The following is a 21,714-nucleotide window of genomic DNA, read 5'->3' as shown; positions in this document are numbered from 1 at the left end:
TATTGAAGCGGTAGACCGAGATGATGAGAAAGATACTTATGCATTATATTACCCAAATTCAGGAGAGGTGATTACTACGACCAGACTGAGCACAAAAACCCGCGTAGATATAGCAGTAGATGTCGCTACTCAAGCCTATCGACCTTACACCCGTTGATATCTGTATGCTTATTGTCCCGTGGAATTTTCCAATGGTAGCCACTCTTGGAAATTAGCCTTTGCATTGGCTGCAGGCTGTACCGTACTGTTAAAACCTTCTGAGGTGACATTAATCCAAGCAGGTCGTATTTAGATAAATGAGCAACAAATAGTATTGGCAGAAGCAGGCTGGGGCGGGTTTAAGCAAAGTGGTATTGGTCGAGAGTTGGGCGCAGGTGGTCTATCAGCTTATCAAAAGAGCAAGCATGTCTTGTTACCGCAATAATGCTCAAAATCTGTACACAGAAAAGCCTCCAATAAGGAGGCTTTTTTAAGCCAATAAAGAATGTCAAAACAATAAAACCGCTAAGATATTTCGATAGCGGTTTTATTGTCTATATTGTGAGCAGCTTAGTATTGAAAACTATGCGATATTAACCGAATACTTTCATGCGCTCTTCAACAGGCTTAAACGTTTTGTCGCCTGCAGGCTGCTCGATAGCACCAAATACCATTTGAGCGTTTAGCGTCCAGTCTTTGTCAATATTCCATGCTTCAGCAACTTTGTCATCGATAATAGGATTATAGTGTTGCAGATTTGCGCCAACGTCGATACTGGCCAAAGCCGTCCAAATAACATACTGATGCATCGCGTTGGTTTGATGTGCCCAAATGGGGAACTTATCTGCATATAACGGCGCGTTTTCTTGCATGCTTTTCACGACACTTTGATTTTCAAAGAACATGATTGTACCTGCACCCGCCTTAAAGCCCGCGATTTTGTCTTTTGTTGATTTAAACTTCTCTTCATCACCAACGATTGCATGTAACGTCTCTTCAGTGATATTCCACAGTTTCTGATGCTCTTCACCAAACAATACGACAACACGCGTCGATTGTGAGTTGAACGACGACGGCGTATGCAAGATTGCATGCTCAACCAACTTAACGACTTCGTCATTCGATACGGGTAATTGATTGCTCAACGCATAGATAGAACGGCGTTTTTCAGCAAGTTGTTGTAAGGTATTTAGGTCTGACATAGTATTTCTCCACATGGTTAATATAAATTGATTCGAACTAATAAATGATCGGTACTATTAATGGTTATATCCAGTATCTACACTTCCAATAATTATCTTTTAGTATAGATAAATTAAAATGCGTTGAAGCGTCCATTAGCTCATTGGTACTTCCATTAGCAATACTTTAGCATCATCGATGACGTCCATCGTAAAGTTCTTAGTATCCCAAACACCAAGGCCATCGCGTGTATCCAAAGTGTTACCGTTTACGACAACTTTACCGCTAATGACAAAGACATAAACACCATTGTTAGGATCTTTTAGCTGATAGGTATGGGTAACACCTTTATCGAAATCACCCATGCTAAACCAAGCATCTTGATGAATCCATACGCCTGCATCGTCAGCATTGGGTGACAATACTTGATTGAACTCATTTGGCTTTAGGATATCGTCCATACGAACTTGCTGATAACGAGGCTCAACGTTCATTTTATTTGGAATAACCCAAATCTGTAGGAACTTCACCTCTTCTTTGTCATCGCCATTCATTTCGCTGTGCGTGATACCAGTACCCGCTGACATGACTTGGATTTCACCGGTTTCGATGATGCCATTATTACCGATGTTATCGCCGTGACCGAGCTTACCTGATAAAGGAATACTGATAATTTCCATATCGCGGTGTGAGTGCTTACCAAAGCCTTGACCACCAATGACGAAGTCATCATTGATGACGCGTAGCGCACCAAAACCCATACGATCTGGATTATGATAATTAGCAAAGCTAAAAGTGTGCTTGCTTTTTAGCCAGCCATGGTTGGCATCGCCACGAGAGTCTGCTGCATGATAGATCGTTTTCATAATTTATCCTTAGATATTAATAGGTTAAATGTCTATAAATTTATTATTAATTAACTTGTTTAAACAATGGGTCTATTATAATTGTTGTCCTATAATAGATAAACAACGTTAACTGCAATTAACTATTCTTTTTTTTAGAACAATTGGATGGCAGAGATAGCGCCACATATTCATAGTAGAACCATGGACTCTATAACAGGGTCAGTTGCATAAACGGTTGCCATAAACCCAAAAATCGATTACGCAATATGTTGTAAAAAGTCTCTATCACGCGCCCTAACTGATAGATACAGCACGGGCAAAACAAATAAGCCTACTGCCCAAAAACTTAGCTGCATATATAACAACGCACCCACTAATGCGCCTACTAAAAAGCTAGATACCAATACTGAGCTGTGTGCCAGTTTTTTGCGATTGTCCGCTGTGCGATTGACCAAGTAATCGGTCAGATTGATACCCAGTTGCGTAGTATTACCCGTCATCAATACTGTCGGACTCATATGCTTAATCACCGTTTTACTAGCGGTATTACGAATCGCCAGCGCAATTAAGCCTAATCCACCCGTTATCGCCACGGTTATATCACCAGCATCGACAAAAGGCTGATAGTACAAACCGGCAATCATAAAAGTGGTCAGAAAAAATGCTTCCGCTAAGAATAAATGGCTCAGTGTTAGCTGTTTATTTTTACTATGGTCAATAAATATCTTGGTCACCATGACCGTCAAAATAAATAACGGTAAGGCGGCAAGTTTAATCCATAGACCGGCTTCACCTTTCACCAAGCCACTGCCCGCCATTACCAAGTTACCCGTGACATGTGCGGTGAAGAAACCAAACAAGGTGATAAAACCAATGGTATCAATGGCACCGCCAACCACTGTCAATAACACAGGCGTTTGATGACGCTGCCAAAAACTTGGTAAGTTATCATTAGATGGGCTGTGAGCGTTAGTTGTCATGATAAGGAGCTGTCATAAGTATAAGTGAGCATAAATACACGTTTAACCATCGTTTTCTTATTTTTAGTTATAGGCAATTATCTACGCGTGTTGCTGTGATCAATTGAATAAGCACCTGCACCATGAGCAAAAATCATCAAGAACCCACCTGCTATCGCGATGTTTTTCATAAAGGGGTTCATTTGTGATTCATCAATCCAGAACTGATGGAAAAGCAGTGCTGATATGATGTTAAAACCCACGAACAATAACGCAATCAGGCGTGCTTTAAAACCAAGCAAAACAGCAATGCCACCAAATAACTCAAGGGCAATCACCAACGGTAATAGCGTATCAGGTACGCCCATCGACTCCATATAACCTTGAGTAGCAGCGTAGCCTGTGATTTTGGTAAAGCCTGAAAAGATAAAAATCATTGATAAAAATAGCCGACCAATTGGGGCGCTAAGCTCTTGTAATTTATCCATAGTAATTCTCCAAAAATGTCACAATGTGGATCTAAATCGTTTATATGTCGCTAAGTAATGATTATATTTTAATTGTTGACCACATATAGATAAACCGTAATAATCGCAAATAACAGTTCTTATTTAGAGAACAGTCAAGGAGCATCTTATATGGGACAATTAGAAGACATGGCAATGTTTGTACGCATTGTTGAAGCCGGTAGCATTACCAAGGCTGCCGAACAACTAAATATTGCCAAATCAGCGGTTAGCCGTCGCCTCAAGGATTTAGAGACGCGCTTGGGCAGTCAACTTATTAGCCGCACCACGCGCCAATCCAACTTAACCCAAGCCGGTGAGCAGTATTACCAAAAGGTGAACAATATACTGAGCGAAGTTGACGCCCTAAACGAAGAAACCAGTGGTGCGCCCACGCGTATCGAGGGCACCTTAAAAGTAACCGCGCCATTGTCATTTGGCTTGATGCATCTAAATGATGTCATTGATGAATATGCCAATCAGCATCCCAATTTGAACTTTGAGCTCGATTTCTCTGATCGGCATACAGATTTGGTTGAAGAAGGGTTTGAGTTGGGGATTCGTATTAGAGAACTGCAGGACTCAAGCTATCAAGCCAAACGTCTGGCGCTGATTCGCTATACCTTATGTGCCAGCCCTGAATATTTGAGTAAAATGGGCACACCAACTACTCTAGAAGATTTTGCCAAGCATGAGTTTTTACAATACGGTCTAAACAAATCTAGCACGATAGAGCTCATAGATGAGCAAAGTAAAAAGCACCAAGTCGCTATCAACTCAAAAATAAAGGTCAATAATGGCGACTTTTTACGAGAAATGGCGGTAAAAGGTCATGGAATCGCTTTTTTGCCCAATTTTATTACTTACAAAACCTTAGCCAGTGGTGCACTTGTGCCCATCATGCAGCAGTATCAATTGCCGACTTTAAATGCTTATGCTGTTTATCCCAAAAACCGTTTCTTATCGCAGCGCTGCCGTTATCTAATCGATTTTATCGCTGAGCGTTTTGGCGATGATCCTTATTGGGATCGTTTTTAACTTTGTTTATGCGTTGGTGTTTGTTTTGCTTAAGTTTGTAATGCCTGTATAGATTCGCTTAGAGCAACTTAATAGGTATTAAATACTTGCCCATGGTACTGACAACGACTGCTTTTAACTAAATGAGTAATTATTAGTGGTTATTTTGATGTCTCAAAATGCCTGAATAAAGATAATTAAAAACAACAATGCAAATAATTTTTTAGGTTAATGTGCCGTGTCTTATTGCTATCACCGCGATAACTATTACATCCCGTTAAATCTTTTTCGCAAAATTGCAAGCCTTCCTGATTAGTTAAACTTAGACCTGCTTTAACGACAAAGATTTTTTATAGCCTTTTGTGTGCATGGTGTCGATACCGCTGCTGCTGATATTTTTAATGTTGGTATCATGAACGATTTTTTCCAGCATAAACCTTCTTTGGTTTTTGACGATTAACTTTAACATAGCGTCCTGACTATGTCATTTTACTGCCAGCCTAATGTTGCACCATGCTCATCTTGGTGCGCAAATAAAGGGTGCGCGCGCGCTTCCTCTAGTGTAAGGACTGGCGTAACGCACACATCTGCCGATTCAAAAACCTGCTGCCAGTGAGCAAGACCATAGCTGGCAAAGGTATCAGCGACCAATTGCGCCGTTTCTTGGCTGTCTCTGGTATTAGGCATGACACCCATTTGCCAATGTTTAGTTTTGAGCTCAGGTAATTCTAATACGTCACATAAACCTTGCCAAAACTTTAGCTCTAAAGAGCCGACTGCCATATGACGGTCATCTGCTGTTTTGTACAAACGATAGCAGGGTAGTAGACCACCTAAAAAATCATGCTCCGGCTTTGGGTTTTTACCAGAGAAGCTTGCAACCAACTTACCAGTTGCTTTTGGCATGACCAGATGCTGATACAAGCTATGGGTCATACTGACCGCAACGTGACGACCTTTACCCGTGCGCTGTGCTGACAACACGGCAGCCAAAAGGGTAATGACTGCCGTATCACTGCCGCCTGCCAAATCTGCAAACTGGATGTTAGGCATTGCTTGATCACCATCTGCGGTTTTGAGCTGATCAAGCACGCCGCTCATCGCCATAAAGTTGATGTCATGACCAGCTTTATTAGCCCAATCATGGGTAATGCTCTCGCCATCAACAACGCCATAACCCGTAATCGATACCATGACCAGCTTTGGATTAATAGCATGCAGGGTCTTAGCGTCCAGCCCCATACCTTCAAGCACTTCTGGGCGAAAACTATCAAGCATCACATCGGCATCTTTAAGATGCGTTTTGATTGTTTCAATACCTACTGGATCACGAAAATCAACTTTTTGAGTCTCTTTACCATGGTTTAACGCGGTGAAAAGCTCGCCAAAGGCGCGGGCAGGATCACCATTCTTTGGCTCGATTTTGATGATTTCTGCACCTAAGTCTGCAAGCAGTCGCGTGGCAAAAGGCCCTGGTAGGTTGCGCGTCAAATCAACAACGCGCAGCCCCTCTAGGCAGTTTTTCATAGTATCAGCTTGATTAGCCATCAACAAACTCCTCACCACTTGAAGCCATATCCACTAATATTTGAGCCGGTTCAAACCGCTTACCATATTTGCTAGCAAGCTCGCGGCTACGTTCAACAAATTTATCAACGCCTACTGAGTTGATGAACTGTAATGTACCACCTTGGTTCGGTGCAAAGCCCCAACCGAAGATTGAACCTACGTTTGCATCAGCCACAGTACGTACAACATTTTCCTCGAAACACTTCGCGGTCTCATTGGCTTGCACGTAAAGTAGGCGGTCTACCAAGTCTTGCTGAGACGGCTGCTCATCTGTTATTGGGTACAGTTCAGTGAGCTCAGGCCATAAGCGCTTTTCACCATTTTCAGGATACTCATAGAAGCCTTTAGCAACCTTTTTACCTTCACGGCCAAGTTCTTTGACCATTTTTTCTACCACTGGCATGGCTGGATGCGGTGTAAAGGTTTTGCCTTGCGCTTCTAAAGCACGCTTGGTTTGCTGCATGACATGTAATGATAGGCTTAGTGACACTTCATCTTGCAGTGCGAGTGGTGGCATCGGCATACCAGATTTCATACCAGCCACTTCAATGCTGCGTGGGTGAATACCTTCACTTAACATGGCAATACCTTCTGAGACATAAGTACCAAAGACGCGAGAAGTGTAGAAGCCTCGGCTGTCATTGACAACGATAGGTGTCTTACCGATTTGACCAACATAATCAAAGCCTTTGGCTAACGTTGCATTGTCCGTTTCTTCGCCCACGATAATCTCAACCAATGGCATCTTATCTACTGGCGAGAAGAAATGTAGACCGATAAACTGGTTTGGACGCTTGCTGGCTTTGGCAAGTTCAGTGATAGGCAATGTAGACGTGTTTGACGCATAAACGGCATTTTCTGGAATTACTGCTTCAGCATTACGCGTGCATTCAGCTTTGATGTCTACATCTTCGAATACCGCTTCGATAATTAAATCACAGCCTTCTAAATCGTCGTAAGACGTTGTGGTTTTAATAAGGTCTAACAGTGCTTGTTTTTTCTCTTCCGTTGAACGACCACGGCTGATAGCCTTGTCGAGCAACTTAGCAGAATAGTTTTTGCCTTTTTCAGCACCTTCGATAGCCTTATCTAACAGCACCACTTCCATACCCGATTTAGCTGAGACGTAAGCGATACCAGCACCCATCATGCCAGCACCAAGGATACCGACTTTGCTCACTTTAGAGCGCTCAAACCCCGCTGGGCGTGACTGACCTTTTTTGATGCTATTTAGCTGCGTCCAAAGGGTATTTATCATGTTTTTGGACACATCTGATAACGCGCAGGCGACAAAAAAGCGTGATTCGATTTTAAGACCGTTATCGATATCCGTTAAGCAGCCTTCAAACACACTAGATAAGATATGAGTGATTGCCGGATAGTTGCCGTGCGATTTTTGATTTGCCATCGCTGGCGCAATTGAAAATACTTGCACCACTTTCGGATGTTTGCTGTCGCCGCCTGGGATTTTAAAACCTTTTTTATCCCATGGCTGCTGTGCTTTCGGATTTTCATTAATCCACGCTTTTGCCTTACTGATAAGCTCATCATTGTCATGAGCGACATCATCGATAAGACCAATTTCAACCGCTTGCTGTGCGCTAAGCGTTTTGCCTTGCGTCATCAGCTCAAGTGCTTTTTGAATACCAATCAGACGTGGCAGACGTTGAGTGCCGCCGCCACCAGGTAATAAACCTAGTTTAACTTCAGGTAAACCCAGCTTGGTCTTTGGAGAGTCAATAGCGATGCGATAATGACAGGCTAACGCCAGCTCTAAACCACCACCTAATGCCGTACCAGTAATGGCAGCAACCACTGGTTTACCTGAAGTTTCAAGTTTACGCAGGCTAGTTTTTAAGTCCTCAACCAAGTCAAACGCTTGCTCAGCAGTTTCAATAGTGGCCAGTTGGTCAATATCTGCGCCAACTACAAAGGTTGATTTGCCAGACGTGAGGATCAAACCTTTTACTTCTTGGTCGGTGACAAAAGCATCAGTCAACGTAGCAAAGGCGTCATTAAAGCCATCACCAATGACATTCATCTTACGATCGGTTTGATCGATAGTAACCGTGATAATTCCATGATCAGATTCGGCAGAAAAGTTTTTCAATGCATTGATGGTATCTACGCTATTAGTGCTCATATTAAGTCCTTCTTAATTTATTATGCTGTACGATTAGTCATCCATAACCATTTTTGATAAACGTTCTTATACTCGTTCAATGATAGTCGCAATCCCCATGCCACCACCCACACATAGGGTAATCATTGCTGTTTTCAAATCGCGGCGCTCAAGCTCATCAAGTACCGTGGTTAGCAGCATCGCGCCTGTCGCACCAAGTGGGTGACCCATAGCGATAGCGCCACCGTTGACGTTGACAATATCCAGCGAGATTCCAAAGTCATTGGCAGTATTTAGAGGTACAACTGCAAAGGCTTCGTTAATCTCCCAAAGGTCAATATCAGCAGCAGTCATACCCGCTTTAGCCAAAGCTTTTTTACAAGCAGGTGTAGGGCCGGTCAGCATGATGGCGGGCTCTGAACCAATGACTGATGCCATCGTGATTTTGGCACGTGGCTTAAGACCAGCTTTTTGACCAGCAGCCGCACTACCGACGAGGCAGATCGCAGCGCCATCGACGATACCCGATGAGTTACCAGCGTGGTGTACGTGGTTGACGTTTTCAATAGTGGTGTATTTGTCTAATATCACGCTATTAAAACCCATTTTTCCTGGCATCATAAATGAAGGGTTTAGGCCAGTTAAAGTCTCTACTGAAGTGTTTGGACGAATGGTTTCGTCTTTGTCTAATAGCAATAAACCGTTTAAATCTTTGACTGGAACCACTGATTTATCGTAGTAGCCTTTTTCCCAAGCTGCGGCTGCTCTTCTGTGTGACTCTGATGCAAACTCGTCAACGTCTTTACGGCTAAAGCCTTTTAAGGTTGCGATGGTATCAGCGCCCACACCTTGTGGGACAAAACTTGTAGCATCATTGACACGGGGATCCATATACCAAGCGCCGCCATCAGAACCCATTGGCACGCGGCTCATTGACTCAACACCACCAGCAACGACCATGTCTTCCATGCCAGACATCACTTTGGCAGCAGCAAGATTGATAGACTCAAGACCTGAAGCACAATAGCGTGATAATGTCACACCTGCGACACTTTGATCCCAGCCAGCATCTAGGACAGCAATACGGGCAATATCAGAGCCTTGCTCACCGACTGGTGTCACACAGCCAAGCACCACATCATCAACTAAGCTGGTATCCAAATTATGACGCTGCTGCATCTCTTGGAGTAGTGTGCGAGTCAGCCAAATAGGCGTCGCCTGATGAAGGGACCCATCTTTCTTCCCTTTGCCGCGTGGGGTGCGGATGGCATCATAGATATAAGCGGTCTCAGTCATAATAAATCCCTTTAATATTTAATTGGATATTTGTTAAATAATGAATTTTGAGGAGAATGTATTCTCCTCAATCAAATGCTTAATAACATTTGGCTTAATAACATTCGTATATTGGCTGGCATGTATTTATTTGCATGTAGCGGTTTTCATAAAGTGGCTTGGTTTCACCCAACGCTATTACATAAAGCGTGCGGCCAACTCCTTCATAATCTCATTAGTGCCGCCGTAGATTTTTTGGACGCGAGCATCCGCATACATACGAGCGATTGGGTACTCTGTCATATAGCCGTAACCACCGAATAACTGTAAGCATTCATCCATGACCTTGCACTGTTTTTCAGTCACCCAATATTTAATTAGTGACGCTTGGGGTGCGGTTAAGGTGCCATTAATCATCGCTTCAACAGCAGAGTCACACAAAGCTTTTACGGCTAGGTAATCAGCTTGAACTTCAGCCAGCTTAAAACGCGTGTTTTGGAACTTCCAAATTGACTTTCCAAAGGCTTCACGCTCTTTTACGTACTCAAGCGTCAACTCTAAAGCCAGCTTGATAGCACCGCAACCACTTAGCGCAATGATTAAACGCTCTTGCGGCAACTCTTGCATCATTTGGATGAAGCCAAGGCCTTCTATACCGCCCAATAGGTTTTTCTGTGGGACACGGACGTTACTGAAGAATAGCTCTGAGGTATCTTGAGAAGATAGACCGGTCTTTTTAAGGTTACGACCACGTGAGAAACCTTCTAGAGCGTCAGTTTCAACAACAATCAAGGAGACACCCTGAGCGCCCTGATCGCGATCCGTTTTGCAAGCTAATACGATAAGGTTGGTATGCTGACCGTTAGTAATAAACGTTTTTGAACCATTGATAATGTAGTCGTCGCCATCTTTCACCGCGTAGGTTTTTATTGCCTGTAAGTCAGAGCCTGTCGTTGGTTCTGTCATCGCGATAGCGCCAACAGATTCGCCAGTAGCCAGTTTAGGTAGCCATGATTTTTTCTGCTCTTCAGTACCGTGCTTTAAAATATAGGGCGCTACAATACCTGAGTGAACCATACCACCAAAACCAGCTTGGTTAGCCTGTGCCTGAGCCAAAAGAATCACGGCTTCGTGACCAAAATCACCGCCACCACCGCCATATTCTTCAGGCATTGACGCACATAAAAAGCCCATATCGCCTGCCTCGTGCCAAGCTTCACGGTCTATCATGCCGTTTTCACGCCACTGCTCATCTTTATCCTCCCAACTTTTAAACATCTTCAAAGCACTGTCATATACCATGCTATGTTCTTCGGTCATCCAGTTTGAGGTAAAAGCTTCAATACTCATGTTGTCCATCCTTGACAGTAATTATATAGAAATTGAATTTAGGGTAATTTATATTACCCTTTAGTTTGGTATCAAAAACTCTTTAAAATAAAAACTTGTAGAAGATATACTAGATGACCAAAATGCTTTATTCAATACGTTTAAAATAAATGGTAATACATCTTACCTTAGACAAAATTGGCTTATTGAGTAAAGAGATTGACTCTAGTCCAAGTAGATTAAAAGGGAGTAAATAGTAATGACAATGAAGGCGGTCAAGCAAAAGGATGGTATTGAGACCTCTCAACATTTAGCGCCCTTATCAGATATGCGACCTGCCACCTTGGATAAGATTGAACAAGCGGTTCGTAAAGTGTTCGCAGGCTTCGACCCTAGTGAAGTAACGATGGCGCAAATTGCAAAGTCTGCCAACGTTTCATTGCAAACGCTTTATAAATATTTTGGAGACAAGCAAACCCTGTTTAATACCATTATGGATATCGTGCTTGGTAGGTTGGCGACGCGGATCATGGATCACTTACAAGGGATTGATAGCGTGAAAGATCGATTGCGCAAGACACTCTGGGTATGTTTTGATTTTGTCGACAGCCATCCAGATGCAGTGATGGTGCTGTCCTCGATATCGGTATCCCGCATTCGCAGTATTGCTATCTATGAGAATAAAGAGCTGATTGGTGCATTTTTGGATGTGCTTGAAGATGGGCAAAAACGGGGGGTATTGAATGACAGTGTGCCGCTATATATTTTGTTTGATGTTTTTATGGGTTTTATCAGCCGTCTAGGTTTTATGCATATTATGCGGCAGACCAATACGCCGATAAACGCAGAATTTGACGCGCTATTTGTGATTTTGTGGCGAGCGATATCTAAGCCTGAAACAGAGAAAGTGTAATGGTTTATCGCCTAGACCATATTAGAACCTGACTTTCTAACAGCGTCTCCAATCTTAACTTTTATCGTTAGACAGTAATTCCATTTTGATTAAACAGTAAAAGGTGTAATTACTATCTGGTTTACTGTTATGAATCTCAGTTTGCTATAGACCTGCTCGGACTACTACAGACACAAAAAAGCCCTTATGCTATTGAACATAAGGGCTAATCAGTCATTCTTGGACTTGCTTGTACTGCTAATTGGTACCGGTGGTCGGACTCGAACCGACACGCTTTTAAAGGCAACGGATTTTGAATCCTTTGGCTATCTCAAATAACTAGATATACTTAACGATAATAAGCAATGAGTAGAGATAAAATATATTTATAAACAATGACTTAGGGTTAAATTAACTATATTTAGCTATAACTAAAAAGATGTAACAATATTTTTCAAGTATCAAATAAGTATCAAAATTACTTTTAAAAATTGGTTTGTTTAACTAGTTTTAGATCTCGTCGTTAATTTTAATATGATGAAACGCATTTATGTAACGGACTTCGATTCAGTTAAGAGTACCAAAAAAGTTATCAGCAGATTGTACAAAATATTAAATTATATAGATTGTAATAATTAAACTTTGACCCAACCGTTTATCCCTAATTATTACATTGAATGCGCAGCATATCGAATCAGCTGCGTACATTTATTTATTGCTTAGCCAATAAGCTCTCTAGTACATAATTCTTTATCATACATTAGATACAAGCAGTCCTTAGTAGTCCAAATGCATTTAATATCACTGATCCTCTTCAGATTCGAGCGATTGTCATTAAACTATTGATTTAGCGCGTTTGGATAGTCGAGCTTATTATTTGCTTATGCCTCCTAAAGGTGCAGATGACCTTTTTTTAATATTTAGTATTCTTCATAAGTAGCTTTAAGGTCACGTTAAGACATTTCTTTACCAAGGATCCATATTAGTCCAAGCATAAACATAACCGAGAACCTCTAAGCTGTCTGTTTTGGATTTAGAAATTTTCTCATCTGGATATTCCTTGTTCTTACATTGTAGTAGCAGGCCACCATCAGACTGACTAAATAGTGCTCTTACCCCGTAAAAGCTATCCGTTCTTATCAAGTAAAACTTGCCGTTTTTTATAGTGCGTTTAGTTAAATCTACTGAGCACTGTGCACCAATAGTGATTATCGGCTGCATGCTATGGTCTTCTTGATTATAGAATAGGGTCTTACTTAAGTTACTGTTCGTCCGTTCAGCAATTTCAGATTGCGACCTTAATGGTTGTTCTACATGTTTAAAATTTTCTATAAAAACACTTAAATTGGGATATTTCTTTATCTGTTCTAAGGTCGACCTATTTTCAATAAAATCATCCGCTCTTTCCTCCCATTCTAGCCACTCTTCATACTCTTCATACTCTTCGATTTGACGCTCTTGTTCAGCAGAAGGCTCGTATCGTTTTTCAAACTCTTCATGCTCACTAAAAATCTTATTCTCAAACTCTTCTTTTAAAAATCTAATACTATACGGAAGTCTAGGTTCTAAACCGAGCTCTGTAATGTAATGATCCCTCATACTTTCTTCGTAAGCGTTCATATAGTCCATAGCATCGTCAATATCTGCATATGAACTATAAGTATGCTCACCGTTTAGTATCCAATACTCAGACGTTTCTAATACTTCAGAGAGGCGGCGAAGATATTCTCCACTTGGACAAGCTTTAGCATTTAGCCATTTAGATACGCTCGATTTGGAAATTCCTATAGCTTTTACAATATCAACTTGCTTTAAGCCTTTAGAGTCCATTAAATCTTTAATTCTCTCAGCCACTTTATCAAGATCCATACTCATAAATAATCCATTATTCTTATCAAAAGTTTCTTTCAAAGATTTATTATAAAATAATCGTAGGAAACTTGATATATGCTAGTTTTTATTAATGTGTTTTATTGTTAATAAAATAAGCTATATATGCATAAAATTTACATATTAACTACAAAAGTTACATAATAAATATAAAAAGAGAACTGCATATGAGCTAATATTTTTTATGAGCTATATCTATCTTCATTAACCAATAACTAAATGGATGAATGCTATGAGTAAAAAGAATTGGTCAGAGTATACAGATGATGAAAAAGAGGTATTAAGGCAAAAAGTTATCAAAGCTGATGAAAACACTCCTTTTCCTCCTGAATTTGCCGCCGCTTACATTGGCAAGTCGTTGCACACATTGCAACATATGCGCTGTCATCAATCAGACGCTATTACTTATAGTAAAGCTGGCAGGCATGTTTTATATCGTAAAAAACATCTTGATGAATATCTTGATGTCTGCCAAAGGTCATGTACATCAAATTAAATGTTTGTGAAAAGTATTAGTAAACTCGGGACAAATTATATTTAAGGATATTAATAATGAGGAATTCGAAAAATACACCAATTAGCTCTGGTGCTATGCATTATGTTAATCATAATTTCGGTGACTGGGAGCTTGAAACTCGCCATATGACACGTATAGAGAAAGGCATCTATTTAGATATGCGTACGAATTATTTAAAAGATGGTAAGCCTTTTACTTCTGATGTAGATCTATTAGCACACAGGTTATCTTGTAGTAGTGATGATGAGAGAAGAGCCTTGGAAATAATTTTAAAAGATAAATTTAAGTTGGATAAACGTACTAAATCATACAAACACGCTGCGTGGGAGACTATCTTAAAGAATTATAGGGCTGGTAACTGGAGAAATAGCACAAACGACACAATAAGTAGTGATGATGTCACGACTGATAATAGTACTGCTACTTCAAACACTCCTTTAACTGATGCTCAAAGAAAAGCCAAGTCACGTGATGCTGAAAAATTAATGCGCAAGCAGTTATCAGAGATAGGTGTAGATAGTAAAGGCGCTGAAGGTATGATTGAATTACGAAAGTTATTTGACACACATCGAAATAAGATTAATTCAAACTACAAGGATGTCGCAACGTGTCACTCTGAGAGTCACGCAATAGTCACGCAAAAAGAAGCTATAACCAGAAAACACAAACAGGAAAACAAGAACCAGAAACCATTTGAGAGAGAAGCACACTCGCAAGGCTCTTCTGTTATTTACTCAGATGTTCAAACTGATCTTGTTGAGCAAACTGATACTAATCATAATCTATCTACTCACAGTTATGGTGGTATTGAAGAATGGGAAGCGCCTGTAAAAAGCGCTATGCAAAACGAATTATCACTGATAAACATCAAACTAGAGATGACAGACGATGAGTATGAGTTACACGTTAAAGATTTTAAAATATATTATGCGGAGAAAGCTCAAAATGGTAAGCCTCTAAAAAATGAAAATATTCGTAAACTAAGGTTACGTCAATGGTTACAGCGTGTTGTAGATGGCCAACGCACTATTAAAGAGCAGACCGATAAACGCTTCAATATCGATGATGAAGACTGGGAAAATGAGAGAAGCAGCAAATCAAATAAGAATGATAGCAGAGAGATTACGACTGATGTTTATCATCCAAGTCATAAAACTTCATCAACTTCTAAAGTTAAAGCCAACCCTAAAATTAATGTAGTTCTTAACGGGTTATGGAGGTCATCGCTACCAAATATGTCAGTTGATGAAACCTACACATATATAGGACAACATCAAATGCCTGGCGAGTCGCAGGACGAGACTTATGATCGATTAATAATTGAAATACAAAAAGAAAAATAAATTTGAGACAGTATGAAAACTACAAACTTAAAACCAAATCAAAAGCTCATTAATTTAGATAGAGACAAATTAATTGTACATCCACAAGCTGAGCAAGCTTTAATAATTTGGCAAAGACTTAGGCTTAGCTCATCTTCTGTGAGCATTAGATATCTAGATAAGTTTTATTGTCCACCTATTAGAGTGATCAAAAACAGTAGTGATACATATTACTTTATTAATGATTTTGAGAGAGTTAATGACTTATTAAGAGTAAGAGACGTGGACAGTTATCCATGTCTTGTTACGCCTGAGAGCATCAAAGATATTCAAATGCTGGCATGGTCTGAAGTAGTACAACTTACTAATTTAAAAAATATTAATCATCTAGACTTGTTTAAGGCGCTTAAGCAGACAGCGCCTAGCTCAGTTATTTGTAAATTGATGCGCATAGAGGTTTTATCCGTTGAGTCGTATTGTCAATATGCAGGTATTAAAAAGGCAAGCTTTGAGTATCAACAATGCAGAAGGTCTATTGAGAACGATGTGATAGGTATTCCAAAAAACATGGATTGGCTGGTGAACTAATTATGATGAATTTGAGTAGAGATGAGCTAAAAACAGCTCTCAATAAGTTAATACCTAAAGATTCCCCTGACAGTCTAAAAATACAAAATTTGATTATTTACGTAGTGGGCTTTAGGCCAGACTTTGCTCTGAATATAAACTCCACTATAAATTTATTTGAGGTGACTTTTACAAGAAATGAATGCGCTAGCATAGCTAATACGATTATTAAAGAGCAGAAAATTGAAGAATGGGCTGTCTCATATATGCTCGTAATGTTTTATAAAAGATATGGAACGGTAGATAGCAAAAACAGTGCTTGGCAGTTTATGAGTGTTTACCTACAAATAACTTTAAGGATCACACTGCGAGAGGATAATCACTTTGCTAAGGTCAGTCAGTTAGGCGTTAGAGTCAGAATGGGATTAAATTCGCACAATCCTCAATCTGAAATAATAAATGAGCTCATTGGTATACATGCCCAGCAGAGTTCATTAGAAAGTATACTAAATGCTATTCGCCGGTATGAGGCTTTAACTAAGCAGTCAGAAGCGTCAAATAAGGTTGTCAATAAAAAGCTGGCAGCAAAAATTAGCCGCATTAGGCTCGCCTATGAGGTTGTGGCGGAAGATAAAGCGTTTATTGGCAAGACTTATTCTAAGTCTGATGACACTGCCAATAATAGTGTTGGTTTAAACAAGGTTTTTCTTGATAGTGATGATGAACCACTTAGAGCCACTATATTTGGGATAAGTCACCAAAACGATAATGTGTCCTCCAATGAAAATTTAGCTGATGATGATCCAGAGAAGCTTTTAGATAATGATTTTAAGCCTTCTAAGTATACTGCTAAGTCTGCTGAGCTGCAGCAATGGAAACTCAAAAATAACTTTCGCCACGCTAGGCGCAATCAATTTGGCTTTCCAACAAGCTTAAGGCAGTTAAGTTTACTCAGTATTCAAAAATTGTTTAATAGAGTTTGGCAGCTTTCAATGGTTACGGATGATGATAGTCGTTTTGGCTATGTAGTTATCTTAATGTCATTCCTTAGTGGACGTAAGATCCAAGAAGTCATTAATGAACTTGGCAAAGAGAAAAGCCAACGCACGTGGCTCAGCAGTAAAAAAATAATAGGTGAAAGCTACTACACTTTGAAGATTGTAGTAAACGTTACTATGAATCGCAGAAGTCATCTACTGCAACATCGCAAGAGCATTGATAACGAATTTATACTTCTTTTACCTACTCAATTGCATTCCATTATTGACGCAGTCAATATCGAAAATACAGATATATCTGAAATACTAAAAGACCTACAAGAACAATTAGACCTGCCTGCACTCAGTTATCAACACATAAATTCAGCTCTATACCTCATCATAAAAAATAAGTTAAATGAGCCGTTGCACGCTGATTTAATCACTGGTGTTGACGTTAGACATAGCTCGCCTCTTTACTACACAAGCATTGATTCTAATAGTATTGAGAATACATATAGAAGTGCTATTTTGTTAATGAGAAAATATTGTCCTGATATGATTCAATCACAGCTTCGTCAAGATTACAAAACTAAATCAGAAAATATAGAGCGCCAGAGTTATATCGGTAGTGATATGGCTTTAAATAAACTGACATGTCAAAAGTTCTTTTCAGAATTAGCGAATGGAGCCGAAAGTTTTAATGGATGCCTTGAGCGAAACTTAAGTATTCGACAGGATCGTTATATAGAGCAGTTTAATGCCTATGGTATTTGGCTATGGCATATTATCATGATTCAGACAGGTATAAGACCTGTTGTACATGCGCCAGGTGTGTTAAACCAGCTTGATTTTATAGCAGGGTTGTTTTGGGTCTCTGATAAAGAAGAGCGTCAAGGACAAGAGCAGGGAAGACTCATACCTTTAAGCAAATTTTTAATTATAGCGATACAAAATTATATTGAATATATAAAAGAATTTGCTTCACTGCATAATGTTATATATCCCTCTGAGCAGTTTCCCATAGATGATATTTTAAACTCTCGCCAACCTCTTATTCAAATCTTTAGTAAAAACCCTAAGGGGTTTTCAGGCATTACACCTAGCAAAGTTCGCTATCAATTAAAGAGATTCTTTAGTCATCAAGACAATTGGCTGAGACACCAGTTGCGATCAATGTTAGTAAATAGAGCGCCAGAGCACTTGATATGCGCTCTTTACGGTCATGAACACCCTGATCAGGAGGCGATGCATCCAATGTCTTCATTATCAATTAATGAGCTAAAGGGAATAAGTAACTATTTGGATGAAATTGCTTATGAACTTAATCTGAAACAAGTTGAGGTGACTATATATGTCTGAGCTAGTTGCACATAAGCTAAGAGCTGAGAATCGTAATAGCGCTCATGAGGACATTAAGAACGAAGCTAAAAGCCTTGTTAAGTCTTATATGAACTCTAATCCACTCTGTAAAGGTATAGATCTGTTTGATTATTACCAAGATATAAATACCATTTTAGAAATCAACTTTGACACTCCTCTTAGTTTTCAGCTGGCACGTCAAGGATTTTTAGAAGTTATTCGTATATATAATAAAAATCATAAAGTTTATCTTGATGAGCCAGTTGTTCCTGTCTTAGCAGAGAGAGACAGCTTGAGCATTGGTTATGATTGGTTCGTAAAGGGGTCACAGGTCAGTCAAGCCAGCCGAGAAATGATAGAAATATGGCAAAGGAAGGTAAAGTTCACTACCAATGATTTGGTCGAATCCGCGATATTCTGCAGCATTGTCTACGGCGCCCTTAACGATATTGAAGTATTAAAAGCATTTTACGAATGGCTTTTGGCTGAATCCGAAGTCTATAGAATAGATTTACCTAGTGAAGGTAATACGGTAGGTGTTGAGAGTGTACCGATTATTCTATTAGTTATTGACGATAATAGTTATGGGTGTTGGGAGTCATCTAGTAGAAACTCAAGTGATACTCCTGACAGCGAATTAAAACGCTATGTTGAGTATGTTCCAGATGATGTAACGTTGTGTTTTTTATATGCGTTAAAGGATAAAGTTTTTAAAAAGGGAGACATTAAATCTTTCGATACAATAATTAGTGATATTAGTAGAAAGCTTTCACTGCAAAACAAAGATAAGACAAAGCCACATCTTTCACACCTGATCAAATACGCTAACTATCACTGGAGACAATTAGAAGGAGCTGATATTGATAATGCATTAGCTACGATCAAGCAGGGTAAAATTAAAACTACAAGTCTACCTATAAATAAGCTGCTTAGTTACAATAAAGAAGAAATTAACTCTAATGTTAAACAGCTGCAATGGAATGAGTTATTTGAACTAGATTATTCTAAGCCTATAAATGCAAGTAGAGAAAGTATAAGTTATCCTGCGTTTAGTAAAAATATGATCAGAGCAATTCAGGAAGAGCTTAAAGATACTAGAGTAAATGCCATAGATGGTATTGAGCAGTTACAGAATGAGTTTCTTCAACCAAACGCACAGCGCATACTAGGATGGGTACGTCAGTTATTGGATGATAAAAGTTTAAATCAAGAGAGCATAAGCAAATATTTGGGGTGTATAGGGCGCGATTGGTTAATGCTGACAATTAATGAGGATATAGATAAATGGGACGGCGAAGACTTTGAGGTTATTTATGAGCAAGTTATTCAGAGCAAAAATAAAGATGGTCGAAAAAAATCAGTCATAAATAAAGACTCTAATTTTGATGATAAGCTAGTAGGTAGTAATGATCGTTCGTACATGAATAAGCTTAGAGATGGTCAAGGGTTTACTTATGGTCGTTTAAGAGCTTTTCATGATTATCAGCGTGAGTGTCATGATGCGCCCTATGTATATTTTGCATGGCGTAATAATAGGCAAATCGTCAAAGCTAATATCATTTCTCCTCGCATCTACCATGCTATGAAAGTATATGTTGACGAATCAAAGTTAGAGCTTGAGCAGAAAAGAATTTGTCTAGTTGTTCTGAGTATTGCTTATAGAACAGGGCTACGGATAAAAGAGCTCATTGGTATTAGAGTTTCAGATATTGCAGATATTTATACTGACAATTATAATCAAGAAATTGATGAGCCTAAGATTTGGATAAGACCGAATCGTTATCGTAGACTTAAAAGTAGCAGTGCAAGTCGTGTAATACCTATTAACTGCCTTTTAAAAAAAGATGAAATGGATTTGTTTATCGAGCTTTTTAAGCATCAGAAACGGTTAAAACGGAAATACTTGTTCTCACAAGGTTCAGGTAAACAGCCATTACCGAGTACGTTCTTTAGTAATATGATGAAGTTAATTTGGGATAGACTGCTTGGAGAGCATGACTTTACTTTTCATAGCTTTAGACATACAGCCATAAGCCAACTGGCTTTAGTGCTAGGTAAGTCTTCCTTAGCATCAATAATGACAGATTATGATGCTAAGCAGCGTGAGACTATTATTGAGGGTATCCTTGGCTACCATAAAGCACAAGGATCATGGTTTGGGCTGGCAAGTTTTGCAGGGCATTTGACACCTGATACAACATTTGAGCACTACATTCATACTGCCCACCTGCATACAGCAATACAGTTAGCTGATGCTAAGTTACAACTTCCTTATACAGTCTTTCAGCAAATCACAGATTTAAAATATCAGACTATACATAGACAAAACAAAGATGTTTACGATGCTAAGTCTAAAAAGGTAAGACTTAGCCTGCTAAGATCGTACTTAGTTAAAAGCTTAGTGACTAATAAGAACCCTTTATTTGTTGATAGTCTTAATATTTCTACAAATTCGCCAGTCATAGAATCTAATAGATTAGCATCGCAATCTATTTTTATTCATCAAAAATATTCGGATGTGATTGCCTATTTAGAAGAGCTACAGAAACTTAACTTAGAAAAACGAGATAGACTATTGCCTGAGGTTGCTATAAGACATGGCATTAATATAACCGAAGCTAGACAGTTATATTACAATGCAAATCTGATTTTTGCTAGCGATGAAAAAATTTTACTAAGCTCGCCGAATGGTAGTAAGAATCAAGAACTGTTAGTTAAAGCATTAGAAAAAGCATATCAAATGTCTATTCATGAACCCGATCAACTAAAAATGTTTGTTGAAATATTCGTAGCGAAACAGAATATAAAAACATCATCTATACATTTTGGGATCAAGCCTAGTGAAATAAAGATGTTAGAGCAGTTCTTAGAGGTAGGATGTAAACTTATTAATGCACTACACTGGCAAATTAGAGCTTCAGGTGAAAACGAAGTAACTCAATTAAAACGATGTTTGAAGCTAGATAGTCAGATACGTACTGGAAGTCGTCAAAATTTCCATGGTTATGAAGTTAGGGTAGTGCAGAAAAAAATCAAACGATCAGATAAGAATATGGCTATATCTGAGAATTATTATGCTTCATCAGGTGTGCTGAAGTATCTTGGATATTTATTGAGTGTGCTGATTTATATAGAGTAATTTAGCTTTAACTACTCTAAATTAACTTGAATAATTTGAAAGCATATTATAACTAAAAAATTTTAGTCAAGCTTAATTCCTATGTAGAATTAGGAAATAAATTAATTATGATAAGCTGCAAGTAAACTCATACAAAAAATTGGGTCTTAATAATGTCCTAGTATTTAATTCTTCTCATCATTATAAACGTTGTTTATGTCTATAGTTCGTAGTAATCAACTTTGTTTATTGATAATATCGATATAATCATTTATCTGAGTAG

Annotated in this window: 18 protein-coding genes; 9 read left to right on the top strand and 9 right to left on the bottom strand. The window is 39.1% G+C overall.

The features are described 5' to 3' along the window. Nucleotides 1-178 precede the first annotated feature (178 nt). Both JMX75_RS08850 and JMX75_RS08845 read left to right on the top strand, forming a co-directional pair. Nucleotides 179-292, top strand: a complete 114-nt coding sequence (locus tag JMX75_RS08850) for an aldehyde dehydrogenase family protein (protein ID WP_201532045.1) — start codon at nt 179-181, stop codon at nt 290-292. Beyond that, the gene (locus JMX75_RS08845) at nt 293-424 is read left to right on the top strand and encodes an aldehyde dehydrogenase family protein (protein WP_133104532.1); all 132 of its coding nucleotides are present in this window, start codon (nt 293-295) and stop codon (nt 422-424) included. 148 nt (nt 425-572) lie between these two features. Here the strand turns inward: JMX75_RS08845 and JMX75_RS08840 are convergent, their stop codons facing one another. The 4 genes from JMX75_RS08840 to JMX75_RS08825 all read right to left on the bottom strand — a co-directional run bounded on the left by JMX75_RS08840 (nt 573) and on the right by JMX75_RS08825 (nt 3,456). Further along, entirely contained in the window at nt 573-1,181 is a 609-nt protein-coding gene (locus JMX75_RS08840; protein ID WP_011513876.1) for a nitroreductase family protein, read from the bottom strand. Between the two features lie 135 nt (nt 1,182-1,316). Then, nucleotides 1,317-2,027, bottom strand: coding sequence for a pirin family protein (locus tag JMX75_RS08835; protein ID WP_133104534.1), 711 nt, complete (start codon nt 2,025-2,027; stop codon nt 1,317-1,319). A gap of 239 nt (nt 2,028-2,266) precedes the next feature. Further along, nucleotides 2,267-2,989, bottom strand: coding sequence for a YoaK family protein (locus tag JMX75_RS08830; RefSeq protein ID WP_133104535.1), 723 nt, complete (start codon nt 2,987-2,989; stop codon nt 2,267-2,269). Nucleotides 2,990-3,066: 77 nt separating this feature from the next. Beyond that, a complete protein-coding gene (locus JMX75_RS08825; RefSeq protein WP_133104536.1) occupies nt 3,067-3,456 on the bottom strand; it encodes a DoxX family protein in 390 nt (129 codons plus the stop codon). A gap of 150 nt (nt 3,457-3,606) precedes the next feature. On the opposite strand from JMX75_RS08825, the gene JMX75_RS08820 reads away from it, so the two are divergent. After that, entirely contained in the window at nt 3,607-4,512 is a 906-nt protein-coding gene (locus JMX75_RS08820; protein ID WP_201532044.1) for a LysR family transcriptional regulator, read from the top strand. 468 nt (nt 4,513-4,980) lie between these two features. On the opposite strand, the gene JMX75_RS08815 is transcribed toward JMX75_RS08820, so the two are convergent. From JMX75_RS08815 to JMX75_RS08800, 4 genes are all read right to left on the bottom strand, one after another. Beyond that, complete coding sequence (locus JMX75_RS08815; RefSeq protein WP_201532043.1) at nt 4,981-6,039, bottom strand: CaiB/BaiF CoA transferase family protein; 1,059 nt, start codon at nt 6,037-6,039, stop codon at nt 4,981-4,983. Next, nucleotides 6,032-8,203, bottom strand: a complete 2,172-nt coding sequence (locus tag JMX75_RS08810) for a 3-hydroxyacyl-CoA dehydrogenase NAD-binding domain-containing protein (protein WP_201532042.1) — start codon at nt 8,201-8,203, stop codon at nt 6,032-6,034. The genes JMX75_RS08815 and JMX75_RS08810 overlap by 8 nt, the downstream gene beginning before the upstream one ends. 66 nt (nt 8,204-8,269) lie before the next feature. After that, nucleotides 8,270-9,478 (bottom strand): acetyl-CoA C-acetyltransferase, encoded by a 1,209-nt coding sequence (locus tag JMX75_RS08805; RefSeq protein WP_201532041.1) that lies wholly within the window; start codon nt 9,476-9,478, stop codon nt 8,270-8,272. A 177-nt stretch (nt 9,479-9,655) separates the two neighbouring features. Further along, nucleotides 9,656-10,807 carry an acyl-CoA dehydrogenase family protein gene (locus JMX75_RS08800; RefSeq protein ID WP_201532040.1) on the bottom strand — a complete coding sequence of 384 codons (1,152 nt, stop codon included), beginning with the start codon at nt 10,805-10,807 and terminating at the stop codon, nt 9,656-9,658. A gap of 238 nt (nt 10,808-11,045) precedes the next feature. Between JMX75_RS08800 and JMX75_RS08795 the strand changes: the two genes are divergently transcribed. Further along, a complete protein-coding gene (locus JMX75_RS08795; RefSeq protein WP_011513867.1) occupies nt 11,046-11,699 on the top strand; it encodes a TetR/AcrR family transcriptional regulator in 654 nt (217 codons plus the stop codon). Nucleotides 11,700-12,644: 945 nt separating this feature from the next. Here JMX75_RS08795 and JMX75_RS08790 read toward each other — a convergent pair. Beyond that, nucleotides 12,645-13,553, bottom strand: a complete 909-nt coding sequence (locus tag JMX75_RS08790) for a helix-turn-helix domain-containing protein (RefSeq protein ID WP_201532039.1) — start codon at nt 13,551-13,553, stop codon at nt 12,645-12,647. A gap of 247 nt (nt 13,554-13,800) precedes the next feature. Here JMX75_RS08790 and JMX75_RS08785 point away from each other — a divergent pair, with 247 nt between their 5' ends. Genes JMX75_RS08785 through JMX75_RS08765 form a run of 5 tightly spaced genes read left to right on the top strand, consistent with a single transcriptional unit; the run spans nt 13,801 to nt 21,452 of the window. Continuing rightward, a complete protein-coding gene (locus tag JMX75_RS08785; protein WP_201532038.1) occupies nt 13,801-14,064 on the top strand; it encodes a helix-turn-helix domain-containing protein in 264 nt (87 codons plus the stop codon). A gap of 56 nt (nt 14,065-14,120) precedes the next feature. Then, complete coding sequence (locus tag JMX75_RS08780) at nt 14,121-15,428, top strand: YdaU family protein (RefSeq protein WP_201532037.1); 1,308 nt, start codon at nt 14,121-14,123, stop codon at nt 15,426-15,428. 12 nt (nt 15,429-15,440) lie between these two features. Continuing rightward, on the top strand, nt 15,441-15,995 hold the full coding sequence (locus JMX75_RS08775; RefSeq protein WP_201532036.1) for a hypothetical protein: 555 nt from the start codon (nt 15,441-15,443) through the stop codon (nt 15,993-15,995). A 2-nt stretch (nt 15,996-15,997) separates the two neighbouring features. Beyond that, complete coding sequence (locus JMX75_RS08770; RefSeq protein WP_201532035.1) at nt 15,998-18,313, top strand: hypothetical protein; 2,316 nt, start codon at nt 15,998-16,000, stop codon at nt 18,311-18,313. Then, nucleotides 18,306-21,452 (top strand): tyrosine-type recombinase/integrase, encoded by a 3,147-nt coding sequence (locus JMX75_RS08765; protein WP_201532034.1) that lies wholly within the window; start codon nt 18,306-18,308, stop codon nt 21,450-21,452. Before JMX75_RS08770 ends, JMX75_RS08765 begins: the two co-directional genes overlap by 8 nt. Nucleotides 21,453-21,714 lie beyond the last annotated feature (262 nt).

It is taken from the genome of Psychrobacter sp. LFX-11D (genome assembly GCF_904846475.1).
GTDB lineage: Bacteria > Pseudomonadota > Gammaproteobacteria > Pseudomonadales > Moraxellaceae > Psychrobacter > Psychrobacter cryohalolentis.
Note: the sequence above shows the minus strand (reverse complement) of the source record. Positions and strands in the feature narration are given on the sequence as shown.